This window comes from Mycobacterium sp., from assembly GCF_035506235.1.
Lineage (GTDB): Bacteria > Actinomycetota > Actinomycetes > Mycobacteriales > Mycobacteriaceae > Mycobacterium.
The window spans coordinates 17,027-31,363 of record NZ_DATJPU010000161.1 but is presented as its reverse complement, the minus strand read 5'-3'; the positions used below and the strand labels follow the sequence as shown (position 1 = coordinate 31,363).

General features: G+C 67.1%; 17 protein-coding genes. 5 read left to right on the top strand and 12 right to left on the bottom strand.

Annotated elements, in window-relative coordinates; genetic code table 11:
• Positions 1-145: 145 nt before the first annotated feature.
• Positions 146-1,345, top strand: a complete 1,200-nt coding sequence (locus tag VMD50_RS15235; protein WP_325428572.1) for a pyridoxal phosphate-dependent aminotransferase — start codon at positions 146-148, stop codon at positions 1,343-1,345.
• Here the strand turns inward: VMD50_RS15235 and VMD50_RS15230 are convergent.
• Genes VMD50_RS15230 through VMD50_RS15215 form a run of 4 tightly spaced genes read right to left on the bottom strand, consistent with a single transcriptional unit; the run spans position 1,329 to position 3,825 of the window.
• Positions 1,329-1,778, bottom strand: a complete 450-nt coding sequence (locus VMD50_RS15230) for an SRPBCC family protein (protein ID WP_325428571.1) — start codon at positions 1,776-1,778, stop codon at positions 1,329-1,331. The two genes, VMD50_RS15235 and VMD50_RS15230, sit on opposite strands and share 17 nt — an antisense overlap.
• Positions 1,779-1,786: 8 nt before the next feature.
• Positions 1,787-2,239 carry an SRPBCC family protein gene (locus VMD50_RS15225; RefSeq protein WP_325428570.1) on the bottom strand — a complete coding sequence of 151 codons (453 nt, stop codon included), beginning with the start codon at positions 2,237-2,239 and terminating at the stop codon, positions 1,787-1,789.
• Between the two features lie 57 nt (positions 2,240-2,296).
• Positions 2,297-3,376, bottom strand: a complete 1,080-nt coding sequence (locus VMD50_RS15220) for a CaiB/BaiF CoA transferase family protein (protein WP_325428569.1) — start codon at positions 3,374-3,376, stop codon at positions 2,297-2,299.
• Between the two features lie 5 nt (positions 3,377-3,381).
• On the bottom strand, positions 3,382-3,825 hold the full coding sequence (locus tag VMD50_RS15215; RefSeq protein WP_325428568.1) for an SRPBCC family protein: 444 nt from the start codon (positions 3,823-3,825) through the stop codon (positions 3,382-3,384).
• 35 nt (positions 3,826-3,860) lie between these two features.
• On the opposite strand from VMD50_RS15215, the gene VMD50_RS15210 reads away from it, so the two are divergent.
• On the top strand, positions 3,861-5,564 hold the full coding sequence (locus VMD50_RS15210) for an alpha-keto acid decarboxylase family protein (protein WP_325428567.1): 1,704 nt from the start codon (positions 3,861-3,863) through the stop codon (positions 5,562-5,564).
• On the opposite strand, the gene VMD50_RS15205 is transcribed toward VMD50_RS15210, so the two are convergent.
• From VMD50_RS15205 to VMD50_RS15180, 6 genes are all read right to left on the bottom strand, one after another.
• A complete protein-coding gene (locus tag VMD50_RS15205; RefSeq protein ID WP_325428566.1) occupies positions 5,561-5,746 on the bottom strand; it encodes a (2Fe-2S)-binding protein in 186 nt (61 codons plus the stop codon). The genes VMD50_RS15210 and VMD50_RS15205 overlap by 4 nt on opposite strands.
• 9 nt (positions 5,747-5,755) lie before the next feature.
• Positions 5,756-6,382 carry a fatty-acid--CoA ligase gene (locus VMD50_RS15200; protein ID WP_325428565.1) on the bottom strand — a complete coding sequence of 209 codons (627 nt, stop codon included), beginning with the start codon at positions 6,380-6,382 and terminating at the stop codon, positions 5,756-5,758.
• 10 nt (positions 6,383-6,392) lie between these two features.
• Positions 6,393-7,073: a twin-arginine translocation pathway signal gene (locus VMD50_RS15195; protein ID WP_414686078.1), complete on the bottom strand. Its 681-nt coding sequence runs from the start codon at positions 7,071-7,073 to the stop codon at positions 6,393-6,395.
• Complete coding sequence (locus VMD50_RS15190; protein WP_414686075.1) at positions 7,049-7,957, bottom strand: hypothetical protein; 909 nt, start codon at positions 7,955-7,957, stop codon at positions 7,049-7,051. The genes VMD50_RS15195 and VMD50_RS15190 overlap by 25 nt, the downstream gene beginning before the upstream one ends.
• 300 nt (positions 7,958-8,257) lie before the next feature.
• A complete protein-coding gene (locus tag VMD50_RS15185; RefSeq protein WP_414686077.1) occupies positions 8,258-9,715 on the bottom strand; it encodes a FadD3 family acyl-CoA ligase in 1,458 nt (485 codons plus the stop codon).
• A gap of 32 nt (positions 9,716-9,747) precedes the next feature.
• Positions 9,748-10,938: an amidohydrolase family protein gene (locus VMD50_RS15180; protein WP_325428563.1), complete on the bottom strand. Its 1,191-nt coding sequence runs from the start codon at positions 10,936-10,938 to the stop codon at positions 9,748-9,750.
• A 128-nt stretch (positions 10,939-11,066) separates the two neighbouring features.
• On the opposite strand from VMD50_RS15180, the gene VMD50_RS15175 reads away from it, so the two are divergent.
• On the top strand, positions 11,067-11,927 hold the full coding sequence (locus VMD50_RS15175; RefSeq protein ID WP_325428562.1) for an alpha/beta fold hydrolase: 861 nt from the start codon (positions 11,067-11,069) through the stop codon (positions 11,925-11,927).
• Between the two features lie 49 nt (positions 11,928-11,976).
• Here the strand turns inward: VMD50_RS15175 and VMD50_RS15170 are convergent, their stop codons facing one another.
• Positions 11,977-12,399 (bottom strand): lipoprotein LpqH, encoded by a 423-nt coding sequence (locus tag VMD50_RS15170; protein ID WP_325428561.1) that lies wholly within the window; start codon positions 12,397-12,399, stop codon positions 11,977-11,979.
• A 122-nt stretch (positions 12,400-12,521) separates the two neighbouring features.
• Here VMD50_RS15170 and VMD50_RS15165 point away from each other — a divergent pair, with 122 nt between their 5' ends.
• Positions 12,522-13,268 carry an enoyl-CoA hydratase/isomerase family protein gene (locus VMD50_RS15165; RefSeq protein WP_325428560.1) on the top strand — a complete coding sequence of 249 codons (747 nt, stop codon included), beginning with the start codon at positions 12,522-12,524 and terminating at the stop codon, positions 13,266-13,268.
• Positions 13,269-13,303: 35 nt separating this feature from the next.
• Complete coding sequence (locus VMD50_RS15160; protein WP_414686076.1) at positions 13,304-13,690, top strand: hypothetical protein; 387 nt, start codon at positions 13,304-13,306, stop codon at positions 13,688-13,690.
• On the opposite strand, the gene VMD50_RS15155 is transcribed toward VMD50_RS15160, so the two are convergent.
• Positions 13,606-14,316: a TetR/AcrR family transcriptional regulator gene (locus VMD50_RS15155; protein ID WP_325428558.1), complete on the bottom strand. Its 711-nt coding sequence runs from the start codon at positions 14,314-14,316 to the stop codon at positions 13,606-13,608. The two genes, VMD50_RS15160 and VMD50_RS15155, sit on opposite strands and share 85 nt — an antisense overlap.
• Positions 14,317-14,337 lie beyond the last annotated feature (21 nt).

Here is a 14,337-nt window from a genome sequence, read left to right as displayed (position 1 = left end):
TCCGTATATCAGCACAACCCTAACAGTGGCCCCCGGCCAACCTGTTGGTTGGGCGGTTGTCGCGCGTAGGTGGACACAAAGGGTGCCAGCCCGGCCAGGGGCCACTGTGGCGGGTGTGACAACGGCCGTCTTAGGCTCAATCCCCATGACGGTGTCGCGGCTGCGGCCGTACGCGACGACGGTGTTCGCGGAGATGTCGGCGCTGGCTGCGCGGATCGGGGCGGTGAACCTCGGGCAGGGCTTTCCCGACGAGGACGGACCCCCGGCGTTGCTGAAGGCCGCGCAGGACGCCATCGCCGCGGGTGCCAACCAATACCCGCCCGGGATGGGCATCGCGCCGCTGCGGCAGGCCATCGCCGCCCACCGCCGGCGGCATTTCGGTGTCGACTACGACCCCGACACCGAGGTGTTGGTGACGGTCGGCGCCACCGAGGCCATCGCCGCGGCTGTGATCGGGCTGGTCGAGCCGGGCTCGGAAGTGGTCCTGATCGAACCCTTCTACGACTCCTACTCGCCGGTGGTGGCGATGGCCTGCGCGCATCGTGTCGCGGTGCCGCTGGTCGCCGATGGGCGCGGCTTCGCGCTGGACGCCGACGCGCTGCGGCGCGCGGTGACGCCCCGGACCCGCGCGCTGATCGTCAACTCGCCGCACAACCCGACGGGCACGGTGCTGGGCGCGGCGGACCTGGCGGCCATCGCGGAGATCGCGGTGGCGGCCGACCTCTTGGTGATCACCGACGAGGTGTACGAGCACCTGGTGTTCGACGGCCCGAAAGGCAAGAAGCATCTGCCGCTGGCCGCCTTCGACGGCATGGCCGAACGCACCATCACCATCGCCAGCGCGGCCAAGATGTTCAACTGCACCGGGTGGAAGATCGGATGGGCTTGCGGGCCAGCCGAACTCGTCGCCGGGGTGCGCGCGGCGAAGCAGTACCTGAGCTACGTCGGGGGCGCCCCGTTCCAGCCCGCGGTGGCCCTGGCACTGGACACCGAGGACGCCTGGGTGGCCGAGTTGCGCCGCACCTTGCAGGCCCGGCGGGACCGGCTGGCCACCGGGCTGACCGAGATCGGCTTTGCGGTGCACGACAGCGACGGCACCTACTTCCTGTGCGCCGACCCGCGCCCGCTCGGGTATGACGACAGCACCGCCTTCTGCGCGGCCCTGCCGGAGAAGGTCGGCGTGGCCGCCATCCCGATGTCGGCCTTCTGCGATCCGGCGGCACCCCACGCCGACGTGTGGAATCACCTGGTGCGCTTCACCTTCTGCAAACGCGACGACACCCTCGACGAGGCGATCCGGCGACTGGCCGTGCTGCGGGACAAGGCCGTTACTCGTCCCCGTTGAGGCCCCCCACCACCCGCTTGCGGAGTCCCTCCAGCGCGGCGTGCAGGATCTTCTTGCGGGCCCGGTTGATCAAGAACTCCGGCAGCGGCGCCGACGGTTCGACGGTGATGCCGAAGCGCACGCGCGTCTTGTCGTCGGCCTCGCGGGTCAGGTTGTACTCACCGTGCTGGCCGTGTTGGTGGATGGTCTTTTTGGCATCCCACACCATCCAATCCGGCCCCCAGTGGTATTCGAGGAGCTGCGTGTCGATGATGCCCATCACTCTGATCGTGACCTTGACGTGGCGCGGCCGCCCGTCGGGATAAGTGTCGATGACTTCGGCCTTCTTGTGTACCGCAGACCACGACGGCACGGTGTCCATGTCGGCGAGCGCCTCCATGATGGCCTCCGGGGGCGCGTCGATGACGATTTCGGACGACGCTTGTACGGCCACTGCTGCAACTAGGTCGGCTTGTCGAGGTCCTCGCCGCCGACGAGGTCGCTCAGCCCCTTCACCGCGGCGTTGAGAACATTTTCGGTGGCCCGCTTGACGACGAATTGCGGTATCGGCCCCGCCGGTTCGACGGTGATGTCGAAACGCACGCGCGTCTTGTCGATGCCCTCGGGTTTGAGGTTGTACTCGACATGCTGGCCATGCTGCTGGGCGGTCCCTTTGACGTCATAGACGACCCAGTCGGGACCCCAGTGATATTCCAGGATCTCTTTATCGACGAGCCCCAGGATCTTGATCTTGGTCTTGACGTGGTGGGGCCGGCCGTCGGGATAACGGTCGATCACCTCGATGTGTTTGTGCAGCGGCGACCACGACGACAGGACGCCGACATCTGTCAGCGCCTCCATGACCACTTCTGGCGGCGCGTCAACGACAAATTCTCGTGATGCTTTTACGGCCACTCGGATGAACTTAACCCCACCGCCGTCTGCGCGGATGGCGTTCGCCGAAATCTTTACTTACCAGCCGATTTCCGCCAGCGGCGTGGTTGCCGCCGGCGGCGGCCCGACCGGCCCGGCCGGCGTCCTGGAGAAACGCGGCGCGGGCGCGGCCTGCTCGACGCCATGGGCGGTGATCACCGTCGACCGCGCGTTCAAATGGTCGTTGATGGCGGCTTCGCTCCAGGTCAGCACCGGGGTGACGCACGCATCGGTGCCCGCGAAGGTCTTCGTCCACTCGTCGCGGGTCCGGCCGGCGAACCGCTCCGCGAAGACGTCGTACATCCTTTGGTACGAACCGATGTCGAGCTGGCCTGGCACTTCGTCGGTCGACAGGCCGAGCCCGGTCAGCAGCGCCGCGAAGAACTGCGGCTCGATGGCGCCGACGGCCATGTATTTGCCGTCGGAGGTCTCGTAGCAGCGGTAGTACGGGGCGCCGCCGTCGAGCAGAAACGATTCACGCTCGTCGCGCAGCGCACCGGTCGACTTCATCGTCCACATCATCTGGGCGAGCAGGCTGACGCCGTCGACCATCGCGGCGTCGACGACCTGGCCCTTGCCGGAACGTTCCCGTTCGTACAGCGCGACCGCGATGCCCAGCAGCACCAACATCGAACCGCCACCGAAGTCGGCGACCAGGTTCAACGGCGGCATGGGCGGGCGATCCCGATAGCCCAGCGCCGAGAGCGCACCGGTCTGCGACAGATAGTTGATGTCGTGGCCCGCGGTCTGGGCCACCGGCCCCTGCTGCCCCCAGCCGGTGATCCGCGCGAAGATCAGCCGCGGATTGACCGCCGCGCAGTCGTCGGGACCGATGCCGAGCCGCTCGCAGGTGCCCGGCCGGAAGCAGTCGAGCAGCACGTCGGCCTTACCGGCAAGCTCGAGGAGGGCCTGCGGCTGCGCCTTGACGTCCAGGTCGACGATCCGCTTTCCCCGGTGCAGCAGGTCGCGGTCCTCTGGCGGCATCGTGAGCCCGCCGGGGCGGCGCACCCGCACCACGTCCGCGCCCAGGTCGGCGAGGATCATCCCCGCGTGCGGCCCCGGCCCGATGCCGCCCAGTTCGATCACCCGCACCCCGGCGAGGGGCCCGCCGCTGCTCACGGCGATTACTCGCCCCTCTTGACTTTCAGCACCCGTTCGCGCAGTGCCTTGGTCGCGGAGTCGATCGTCCCCTTCACGGCGCGCTTGAGCACGAAGCCGGGCAGTGGAACGGTGGGGTCCGCAAGGAGATCGAACTTGACCAGCGTGGCCTCGCCTCGAGGCACCAGGGTGTACTTCCCGTCCTGCGCCTTCTGCTGGGAGGAGCTGACCAGCGTCCAGCTGACCTCGTCGGCGCTCCACGTGTAGGCAACCACCTGTTCGTCGGTGATCCCCGCGACCTTGATCTTCATCTTCACCTTGCTCGGGCGCCCGTCCTCCCCCGTCTCGAGCACCTCCGCACTCTGGTGGGGTTCCGACCACTCGGGCATCGCTTCGAAATCGGCGATGACGTCCAGAATCTCCTCGGGGCTGGCTTCGATGACGATGTCGCGGGATTCTTTGATTGCCATGGCCCGCACGATACTGAAATGGCGTGTTAGCCGGAATGGTTTCGACCGAGGGTACCGTCGTCTTCGTGACTGATCCCGTCTATACCGTCGGTGACTACCTGTTGGACCGCCTCGCCGAACTCGGCGTCTCCGAGATCTTCGGCGTTCCCGGCGACTACAACCTGGCATTCTTGGACCACATCGTCGCGCACCCGACCATTCGGTGGGTGGGCAGCGCCAACGAACTCAACGCCGGGTACGCCGCCGACGGGTACGGACGGCTGCGCGGAATGTCGGCCGTGGTAACGACATTCGGGGTCGGTGAGCTCTCGGCGGCCAACGCGATCGCGGGCAGCTATGCCGAACACGTGCCCGTGGTGCACATCGTGGGCGGCCCCTCGAAAGACGCGCAGGGCACCAGGCGCGCGCTGCACCATTCGCTCGGCGACGGGGACTTCGAGCACTTCTTCCGGATTAGCCGTGAAATCACCTGCGCTCAAGCCAATCTCATGCCTGCGACGGCATGCAGAGAGATCGACCGGGTGCTGAGCGAGGTGCGCGAACAGAAACGGCCGGGCTACATCCTGCTATCCACCGACGTGGCGCGCTTCCCCACCGAACCACCCGACGCACCGCTGCCCCGCTACACCGGCGGCACCAGCCCCCGCGCGCTGTCGCTGTTCATCGAGGCCGCCGCCGAACTCATCGGGGATCGCCAGTTGACCGTGCTCGCCGATCTGCTGGTCCACCGCCTACAAACCGTCAAAGAGCTCGAGGCGCTGCTGGCCGCGGACGTGGTGCCGCACGCCACGTTGATGTGGGGGAAGAGCCTGCTCGACGAGAGCTCGCCGAATTTCCTTGGCATTTACGCGGGTTCGGCCAGCGCCGAATCGGTGCGCACGGCGATCGAAGAGGCGCCGGTGCTGGTGACGGCGGGAGTCGTGTTCACCGACATGGTCAGCGGGTTTTTCAGCCAGCGGATCGATCCGGCGCGGACCATCGACGTCGGGCAGTACCAAAGCAGTGTCGCGGGTGAGGTTTTCGCTCCGTTGGAGATGGGTGCCGCGCTGGAGGCGCTGGCCACCGTCTTGGTCAACCGCGGCATCACCTCCGCGCCCGTGGCGTCGCCGCCGGCCGAGCCCCTGCCGCCGGCCCCGGCGCGAGATCAGCCACTGACCCAGCAGATGTTGTGGGACCGCCTCTGCGTGGCACTCACACCGGGGAACGTGGTCCTCGCCGATCAGGGCACGTCGTTCTACGGCATGGCGGATCACAGGTTGCCGCAGGGGGTTACCTTCATCGGTCAACCACTCTGGGGCTCAATCGGTTACACGTTGCCCGCGGCGGTCGGGGCCGCGGTGGCGCATCCGGAGCGCAGGACCGTGTTGCTGATCGGCGATGGGGCCGCGCAACTGACCGTCCAGGAGCTCGGCACCTTCTCCCGGGAGGGGTTGTCCCCGGTCATCGTCGTTGTCAACAACGACGGCTACACCGTCGAGCGGGCAATTCACGGAAAGACGGCCCCCTACAACGACATTGTGAGCTGGAATTGGACCGAGATCCCCCGGGCGCTCGGGGTGGCCGACCACCTGGCGTTCCGGGTGCAGACCTACGGCGAGCTCGACGACGCATTCACCGCGGCGGCCGAGCACCAGGATCGCATGGTGTTCGTCGAGGTCGTCCTGCCGCGGCTGGAGATCCCCCACCTGCTCGGCCAACTCGTCGGTCCCATGTCGCCCGAGGGCGGCGCACGCGACTAGGTCGGGTGCGCCGCCCGGCCCGGGGTCGACGATCGCAGTATCGCCTGGACGGTGCGCCGGCAACGCCCGCAATCGGCGCCCGCCCCGCACGCCCGGGCGACATCCTTGGTCGTCGACGCCCCGGCCGCGACGGCCTCGGCCACCGTCTGGCTGGTGACGCCGTTGCACAGGCACACGAACATCGGGCGCGCTCAGTCCCCCTCGATGCGCATCGTGTCGAAGAGCTGCCCGACGAACAGCGGCGGGTAGGCGCCGACGCCGGCCCCCGACATCCATTGGGCCGCGGCGTCCGGATGCTCAATCCACCGCCGCGCGCGCTCCTCGTCGGGAAACTCCTGGAGGATCAGGACCTCGTGCTTGTCGTCGAAAGCCTGGAAAACCCAAGTCTTTCGGATGCCGGCGGCGGTGAACCTGTCCATCGCCGAGCGGACCCCCGCGGTCAGGGTCGACACGTCGTCGACCGAGGCGATCGCGCATACCACCACGCCGGGCGCCCCCGGTAGTGCGGGCGGCTGCGGGATGTACCTGTCCACGATCTCGCCGGCGAAAACGGCGGGGATGTCCTCGACGCCGGCGGCGTCGAACCAATCGAAGAACACCCGCGAGCGCAGCAGTTCCACGATGGGCTCGCGGCTGTGCACCCCGATCATCACCAGTACACGGCCGTAGTCGTGGGTGGACGTGTACACCAGCACGTGGTGTGCGCCGATTTCGGCGAGCCTCGCCTTGCTCCGCTCGAGCAGCGGCCACACCCGGGTCGGATCCGGCACCCGATAATCCGACGCGATCACCATCGAGTGGATATCGCCGGTCGTCAACGGGACAGCCCTATACCGGGTTGAACGACGAAATCAGCCATTTGCCATGAGCTTTCGTGAGCGTGACCGACACGCTGCTGTTGGTGAACGTCGGCTCCGGCCGGTCCCTGCTCTGCGTGCTTTGGTTGACGAACAGCAGCACGACGGCCGAATCCGGACGCAGCTCCGACACCGCGGCATGAAGGACGACCGCGGTGGTCTTCACCGACTTCTGCTTGGCGGCCGGGGCGACGATCTGCTGGGTGAATTGGTCGTAGTAGGACAGGAAGTCGCCGGTCAGGTGCGACTTAGCGGAAGAAAAGTCGCGGTCGAGGGTGTCGGGCGAATAAGACAGCACCGCCACCGTCCCTTCGCTCGCCGCCGAGATCGCCGCCTTGTTGGCGCCCGCATCGGTCGCCCGGTCGGGCCGGTAGGAAAACCAGTACAGTGCGCCGAGCAAGGCCAGCGACGCGATCACGAGCAGCGCCAGCACCGCGGGAACGATCTTCCCCGACGACCGCTTCTTCGCCTGCGCGGCAAGGCGCTTCAGTCGACCCTGCCCCTTGCCCTCACCGTCGACGGCGTCGATGTCCTGCGCGGCGCCGATGTCTTCGGCGTCGGTCGTTTCCTCGACCTCGGCGGTCTCGTCGACCTCCGCGGTCTTCTGGTCCGATGTCTTGTCTGCGGTCACGGCACGAACTCGACTTTCGATATCTTGAGCTGGCCACCGTCGCGGGCGACCGTCACGATGAGCCGGTAGTTGCGTGGATCCTGCTTGGCGCCGGCCGCATTCGTGACCTCAGAGGTGGAGGCAACCAGCACCACCGCTGAATCCCTGGTCATGGTGCCCAGTTCCACGGCCGCGGCCTGCACGCTGCCTTGCGAAACCACCTTCGATTGCTCCACCACCTTGGTGAAATCGTCGGCCATCTTCAGGAAGTCGTCCTTGAACGAGCCGGTGGAGTTATCGAGGATGTGCTGCACCCCTTGTTTGGCGTTGTTGAAGTCCAGCGACGTCAAGCTCACGACACCCTGGCGTGCCGCGGCGACGAACTCGGCCGCACGCTGACGCTGCTGAACGGCATCGCGATGAGCCTTGATCATGTAACCGCTGCCCGCCAGCGCGGCGAGGATGACGACGATCGCCAGACCCGCGGCAAGAGTCGACCACTTGGGGCGGTGCAGGCGTCCGGCGAGGCGGGAGCGGCGTGGCACCGGCTGCGCCGCGTCGGCGGGCACATCGGCTCCGGCCTCCACCAGCGGCTCTTCGGTCTCGGCGCCTTCCGCCTCGTCCGCGGCCTCAGTGTCACCCGCCGCCACCCCGGCCTCGGCGGATTCCGTTGCGTCCGTCTCCTCTACTTCTGCTGAGACGGCTTCTTCGGTGACCCGTTGCTTGGTTTCGGCGAGCTCGGCTTCGCGGCGCAACTGGATGGCCCGCGCGCGGGCGCGGGCGGCGGCGGCAAGGGCCTCTGCTTCTTCGGCCTCGGCCTCGGCCTGTTCGGCCAGTGCCCGGATTTCGGCGGCAGTGCTTGGGGTTTCGTCCTCGTTCACCGGAACCGATTTTTCGGCGGCATTCTGGCGGGCGCCGCCACTCACCGCTCACCAGCCCGAGAACAAGGCTGTTCGTGACTCAATGCCAAACTCCTCTACCGCTTGCCCGCCTGGCAAGGCTGCTTCCGGCCGTCGCCGTTGGGCAACCCTACTCGGGCTACGCGTCAGCGCGCGAGCACTTGCGCCGATATTCTTTCCGCCGCGAATGTCGTGACCACCAGGAGAGCCACGTTATCACCTTCTCGTGAGCGTTCGGCTCAACCCGCCGGGCTGCCGCTCTACAAACGCGCAATAAGCTGTGGAAATGACGTTCTCTTATCCGGCATACGGCGGTGCATCCGCGTCCTAGCGCAGCAGGTCCTTGACCACCTTGCCGGTGGCGTTGAGCGGCAGCGCGTCCAGAAACTGCACCGACCGCGGCACCTTGAAGCCCGCCATGCGTTCGCGGCACCAGCCGATCAATTCCTCAGCGCTGACAGCGCCTTTCGCGACGACGAACGCCTTGCCCACCTGGCCGAGCCGCTCGTCGGGAACGCCGATGACCGCCGCCTGCGCGACGGCCGGGTGATGCATGAGGAAGCCTTCGATCTCGGCCGGGTATGCGTTGAATCCCCCGACGATGAACATGTCCTTCTTGCGGCCGACGATGCGGAGGCGGCTTCGTGGTGATCGCGAGCCCAGCGAAGCTGGGCGTGGCGGGTCACCACCATCAGAACCGTCGTCCAGGTTGCCCAGGTCCCCGGTGTGCAGCCAGCCGTCGGCGTCGATCGCCTCCGCCGTCGCGACGGGATCGTCGAGATAGCCCTGCATGACGCCATAGCCGCGGACCAGCACCTCGCCGTCGTCGGCGATGCGCACCTCGACCCCCTCGCAGGGCAGGCCCGCGGTGGTGGCCACGTCCTCGAACGAATCACCGGGACGCGACAGCGTCACGTTGCCGGCCTCGGTGAGCCCGTATCCCGTCATCAACGTCTGGAACGGCAGTTCGCTGTGGATGCGACGGACCAGTTCGACGGGGATGTCGGCGGCGCCGGTCACGCCGGCCCGCAGGGTCGACAGCTTGGCCGTGTCGCGAACCCTCAGCAGCGAGTGGTATAGCGTTGGGGGTCCGGGCAGCATCGTGATGCGCTCTCGCGCAACGAGATTCACCACCGTGTCCAGGTCGAAGACCGCGACCGGGAGCATCGTCGCACCGCGGAGGAAGGACGTGATGAGTCCCGCCTTCAGGCCGAACGTGTGGAAGTACGGGTTGATCTGCAGATAGCGGTCACCCTCGCGCAAGTCCGCGAGCGTCGCCCACTCCTCGTACATGCGCAGCGTCTGGCGGTGATTCATCATCGCGCCCTTCGGGCGGCCGGTGGTGCCCGACGTGAAGATGATGTCCGAGACGTCGCTGCCGCTCACCGCCCGCTCGAGCGGGGCACCGCCGGAGAGGAACTCGGACTTCAGATCGATGACCGGTATGCCCGCCGGCGCGGTGTAGTCCTGGTCCAGGAATCCCTTCTGCACCAGGACGGCCTTGACCGCGCTGCGGACGATGACGTCGCCGGCTTCCCCGGCCTTGAACCGGGTGTTGACCGGCACCAGCACGCCGCCCGCGGTGAGCAGCCCGAACGCCGCGATGATCCACTCCGCGGAGTTGGGCGCCCAGATCGCGACTCGGTCGCCCTCACCGACACCGAGGTCGGCGAAGGCTCCTGCGGCGCAACGGATTCTCTCGACGACCTGTCTGAATGTCAACCTCAGCGGACCGTCCACGACCGCTTCCGCGTCGCCGAAGCGGTCCCCCGCGCTCAAGACCATCTCGGGGATGGTCTGCCATGACTGGCTGGACGTCACACCGTGACGAGCCGACCGAGGTTGCCGCCCATGATCTTCGCCTGATCCTCGACGGGCAAATGCGACAGCGCGTTGATGTAGTAGGTCGGCTCCGCCAGCCCTTCCGGATGCGGCCAGTCCGAGCCGTACAGCACCTGGTCCACACCGACGAGGTTGATCAGATCGTCGATGCCCTCCTCGAAGAACGGGCTGACGTGGATCCGGTTCTTGACCATCTCGACGGGGTCGCTCGGGAAGGCTTCCGGGGCCTTCCGGTACACCTCGGCCAGGCCGTCCAGCAGCGGGATCATCCACTTCGATCCGGCCTCGACGATGGCAACCTTCAGCCTGGGGTGGCGGTAGAGCGCGCCGTGGATCACCCACGAGCCCACCGCGTCCTGGATCGGCCGCCACTCGTTGAGGATGCCCATCGCATTGGTTTGGAACGGCAGCATCTCCTGGTCGGCACCGTCCCACTCGGAGGTGTACCGGGAGTAGCCGCTGTCGCTGGAGTGCATGCCGACCAGCAGGTCGTGCTCGACGACCCGCTCCCAGAACGGGTCGAACTCGGGCAGCGCGAACGACCGCGGGCCGCGAAAGCCGGGGACCGGTGCCGGGCGGATCAGGATGCACCGCGCGCCACGCTTGACCACCCACTCCAGCTCCTCGATCGCCTTCTCGACGATCGGCAGGGTGACGACCGGTGTGGTGAAGATGCGGTTCTGGTAGTTGAAGCCCCAGACCTCGTCGAGCCACTGGTTCAGCGCATGGATCAGGACGTGGATGGCGACCGGGTCGTCGCGCAGACGTTCCTCGATCAGGCTGGCCAGCGTCGGGAACATCAGGGTGCGGTCCAGGCCCAGCTCGTTCATCTTCTCCAGGCGCGGGCCGGGCTCGAAGAACGCCGGGATCGCGCGCATCGGCTCGCCGAACAACTCACGCTTGCTCTTGCCCTCCGGGTTGCCGTACTTGAAGTACTCCTCCCAGGCGCCCGGCCGGGCGACGACCTCGAAGGTCGGGTTGGGAATGTAGTTGCTGATCACGCCGCGGAGCGCGATCTTGGTGCGCCCGTTGATCTGCACGTACTGGACGAAGTCCTTGTACTCCTTGGGCAGGAACTTGGTCAGCGCCTCCGGCGGCTCGTAGAGATGGTTATCCGCGTCGAAGAGCGGGAACGGAACGTCCACCCGGTGCGACAGTTGCCCCATGAAATCCTCCTTCGCAATTTGGGAGAATATTATTCTCGTACTGCGGATGCCGCAACTGCCGGTGGGCTCGGCGCCGGGGCGCACACGCGATACATTGCACGCGGGGTGCAGGACACGAATGGAGTCACATGGCCAGGCACCACTTCCACCGCGGATTCGTCACCTCCCCGGACGGCACCCGCATCGCCTTCGACAGCCTCGGCGCGGGGCCCGGCGTCGTCGTCCTGTCCGGCTCGCTGGCGCCGCCGGCCCGATATCGCCGCTTCGCGCACGCTTTGGCCGGATCGCACACCGTCCATGTGGTCCAGCGACGGGGCCGCGGCGCCAGCGGTCCCCAAGGAGAGGCGTACGGGATGGACCGGGAGTGCGACGACGCTCTGGCCGTACTGGCAGAGACCGACTCCCGACACCTGTTCGGACACAGCTTCGGCGGACTGACCGCCCTGCAAACGGCCCTGCGGGCGCATCGCGAGCAACTTCACTGCGTGGTGGTCTACGACGCCGCGGTGAGCGTCGACGGTTCCATGCCGCTGGGATTCTTGCCCTCGTTCACCCGATCCGTCGAAGAGGGACGTCACGCGCGCGCGATAGCCGAACTCACCCGCGGCCTGCGGATTGGGCGTCACCTCGACGACCTGCCTTTCTGGGCGACTCTGGCGGTCAGCCGGCTGGGGGTCAACACCGTGTGGAAAGCCGAACGCGAGGTGCTGCCAACGGTTCCCAAGGAAGGGCGAGAGGCGTTGCGTCTGGACGGGCCGGCGTCGGCCTACGAGGCGATCTCGACGCCGGTGCACTTCCTGGTCGGCCAACACAGCCCGCCCTACTTCCGGACAGCGGCGACCGCAATCGCCGCCAGCCTGCCGGCCGCCGGCGTCACCGTCATGCCTGGCCTGGACCACCGCGGTCCGCTGGCGCGACCGCGGCCCGTCGCCGAGGCCTATTTGAAGACGTTGCGTGCGACGGCGTCCGGCGAACGGCGAGAGCCCTAGGGGAGTACGGCCGTTCGGGGCGCTCGGCGGCGTCTGACGAACTCCCCGATCAGCACGTCGCGATGATTTTGAACGTCGCAGAAGCCGCTTCGCCCGGATTGTCGGTCTTATAGCCGTTGGCGGTGCCGGTGATCGTGAATCTGTCGCCGCTCAGACTCATGTCCGCATTGCCCCCGTCATGTGCCGAGTACATGCCGGTGAAGCCGCCCAGATTCTGGATGCGCACCGACTCGGCGGTAAGCGGCTCGGCGCGTTGGTCGATGACAACCTTGGCCCCGGCGAAGTCGCCGCCGATGTCGATCGTCCGGTACCACTCCAACTGGCTGCAGTTGACCACATGGATGTTCGCGTCGTTTCCGTTGACGGTCACCGACGCCGTGCTGGAGATCGGGCTTCGCGGCTTTGGGCTGCAGGCGCCCAGGGCGGCCACGGCAAGCGCCGCAGCGGCTATCGCCACGATTCGGTTACGCACTCGGCCACCTCGATCCTGCCTGACGAAACTTCAGGGCCTGCTGCGATGATGTTATTCTCCCCGCAGGAGAATGCCAATATCGGTAAATTCCCGGCCGTCCCTATCACTGGAGCGATGACGCCATGGTGGACCTGGAGCTCGATGACGGGCTGGCCGTGCTCACCATCGATCGCCCGCACGCGCGCAATGCCATTGCGCTGGACACCATGGAGCAGCTGGAGAAGGCGATCGACGCCGCGGCGGGCGCGCGGACCCTGGTCATCACGGGCGCGGGCGACCGGGCCTTCGTCTCGGGCGGGGATCTCAAGGAGCTGAGCGCGCTGCGCACCGAAGAGGACGCCGCGGCGATGGCCGGCCGGATGCGGTCCATCTGCGATCAGCTGGCGGCGTTTCCGGCTCCGGTCGTCGCCGCCCTGAACGGCCACGCTTTCGGCGGCGGCGCCGAATTCGCTGTCGCCGCGGACATTCGGGTGGCCGCCGACGACATCAAGATCGCCTTCAATCAGGTGACGCTGGAGATCATGCCGGCCTGGGGCGGCGCCGAACGACTGGCCTCGATCGTCGGAAAGGGCAAGGCATTGCTCCTGGCGGGCACGGGAACCGCCCTCGACGCCGCCGAGGCGGAGCGGATTGGCTTGGTGGATCTGGTTTTTCCCCGCTCCTCTTTCGACCAAGGGTGGCGATCGGTCGCCACTTCGCTGGCCCACCACCCGGCGGCCGAGATAAAACGGGTAATCAGCGGCGTTTCCGCTGATGAAGCGATAGCATCCTTTGCACGGCTTTGGGTTGCCGACGCCCACTGGCAGGCCGCAGAGCGGGTGATGAACCGCACCGCCAGTCCGCGTCCGGCGGCCGGAGGAGCGACATGACCACCGCGAAGAAACTTTTGGGCATCAGCCCGGCGATGTTGATCGGGCTTACCTGCCTGCTGGTGAACCCCGGACGGGCATACGCCGATCCGGTCTGGCATCAGGTCGTGTACATCGTCTCGTCCACGAGCCCGGCCCACGTCGACATCTTCTATCAAGATCAGGACCCGACGCTGTTCTCCGATTACAGCCACAACCCCTATACCTTCACCCCGCAGGTCCACGCCGATGTGGCCCCGGGTGCGCCATGGGTTCAGCCGGTGAACCTGTTGAACCCGGATGAGTGGGCGATGGTGACCGCCACCACCGGTCGTGCACCCGCGGCATCGGGCGGCATTCAATGCGACCTGTCGGTGGACGGGAAGGTCGTGGTCTCCAAGATCGGCCCCAAGGGCGCGCTCTGCTCGTTGCGATCCTGGTGAACCACCCAGGCGGGCGACATGCCCGCGACGGGCTGCGGCTCGCCTTCCAGGCGGCGCAGGTAGCTCTCGACCAGCTCCAGGGTTTCGGCGTGACCGCCGGCAATGCCGACGGCCTGCTCGAGCACCAGGAACCGCGAAAGGCTGGTCATCAGGACCGTCCACACCACCGGCGGCACGTCCTCGCTCTCGACACCGTAACGCCGCAGCGCGGCGGCCACCGCCTGGCGCTGCTCCTCGCGAAAACGTTCGGCGTAGTAAGCGATTTCGGCTCGCATCTCCTTGCGGTGGTTGGCCAGTGCCATGAATTCCATCGAGATTCGAGTGAACGCGGGATGGGTGCCGAATCTCCACAGCGCCCACAGCGGCTGAGGGCTTTGCAGCGCTCGCGCCTGCACCTGAAGCCCTTCCTCGGCGCGGCGCCGGAAGACCTCGAGGAACAGCTCGTCCATGGTGCGGAAGTAGTAGTGCACCAGCTGGGGTTTGAGCCCCGCCCGGCTGGCGAGCCGACGCGACGTGACGGCCGCATAGCCCTCTTCGAGCATCAGCTGCTCGGCCGCGTCGAGCAGCAGGCCGCGGTTCTTCGCGTCCGGCGCCCCGATCCTGCGGGCCGGGGAAGCAGACGACATGCCTTGACTCCATACTCTCGA

What these genes read in the sequence shown, in the direction of transcription:
- VMD50_RS15235 (WP_325428572.1), top strand. Translation starts at nt 146, where the DNA reads ATGACGGTGTCGCGGCTGCGGCCGTACGCGACGACGGTGTTCGCGGAG.
- VMD50_RS15215 (WP_325428568.1), bottom strand. Translation starts at nt 3,825, where the DNA reads ATGGCAATCAAAGAATCCCGCGACATCGTCATCGAAGCCAGCCCCGAG.
- VMD50_RS15210 (WP_325428567.1), top strand. Translation starts at nt 3,861, where the DNA reads ATGGTTTCGACCGAGGGTACCGTCGTCTTCGTGACTGATCCCGTCTAT.
- VMD50_RS15205 (WP_325428566.1), bottom strand. Translation starts at nt 5,746, where the DNA reads ATGTTCGTGTGCCTGTGCAACGGCGTCACCAGCCAGACGGTGGCCGAG.
- VMD50_RS15185 (WP_414686077.1), bottom strand. Translation starts at nt 9,715, where the DNA reads ATGGTCTTGAGCGCGGGGGACCGCTTCGGCGACGCGGAAGCGGTCGTG.
- VMD50_RS15180 (WP_325428563.1), bottom strand. Translation starts at nt 10,938, where the DNA reads ATGGGGCAACTGTCGCACCGGGTGGACGTTCCGTTCCCGCTCTTCGAC.
- VMD50_RS15175 (WP_325428562.1), top strand. Translation starts at nt 11,067, where the DNA reads ATGGCCAGGCACCACTTCCACCGCGGATTCGTCACCTCCCCGGACGGC.
- VMD50_RS15165 (WP_325428560.1), top strand. Translation starts at nt 12,522, where the DNA reads ATGGTGGACCTGGAGCTCGATGACGGGCTGGCCGTGCTCACCATCGAT.
- VMD50_RS15160 (WP_414686076.1), top strand. Translation starts at nt 13,304, where the DNA reads ATGTTGATCGGGCTTACCTGCCTGCTGGTGAACCCCGGACGGGCATAC.
- VMD50_RS15155 (WP_325428558.1), bottom strand. Translation starts at nt 14,316, where the DNA reads ATGTCGTCTGCTTCCCCGGCCCGCAGGATCGGGGCGCCGGACGCGAAG.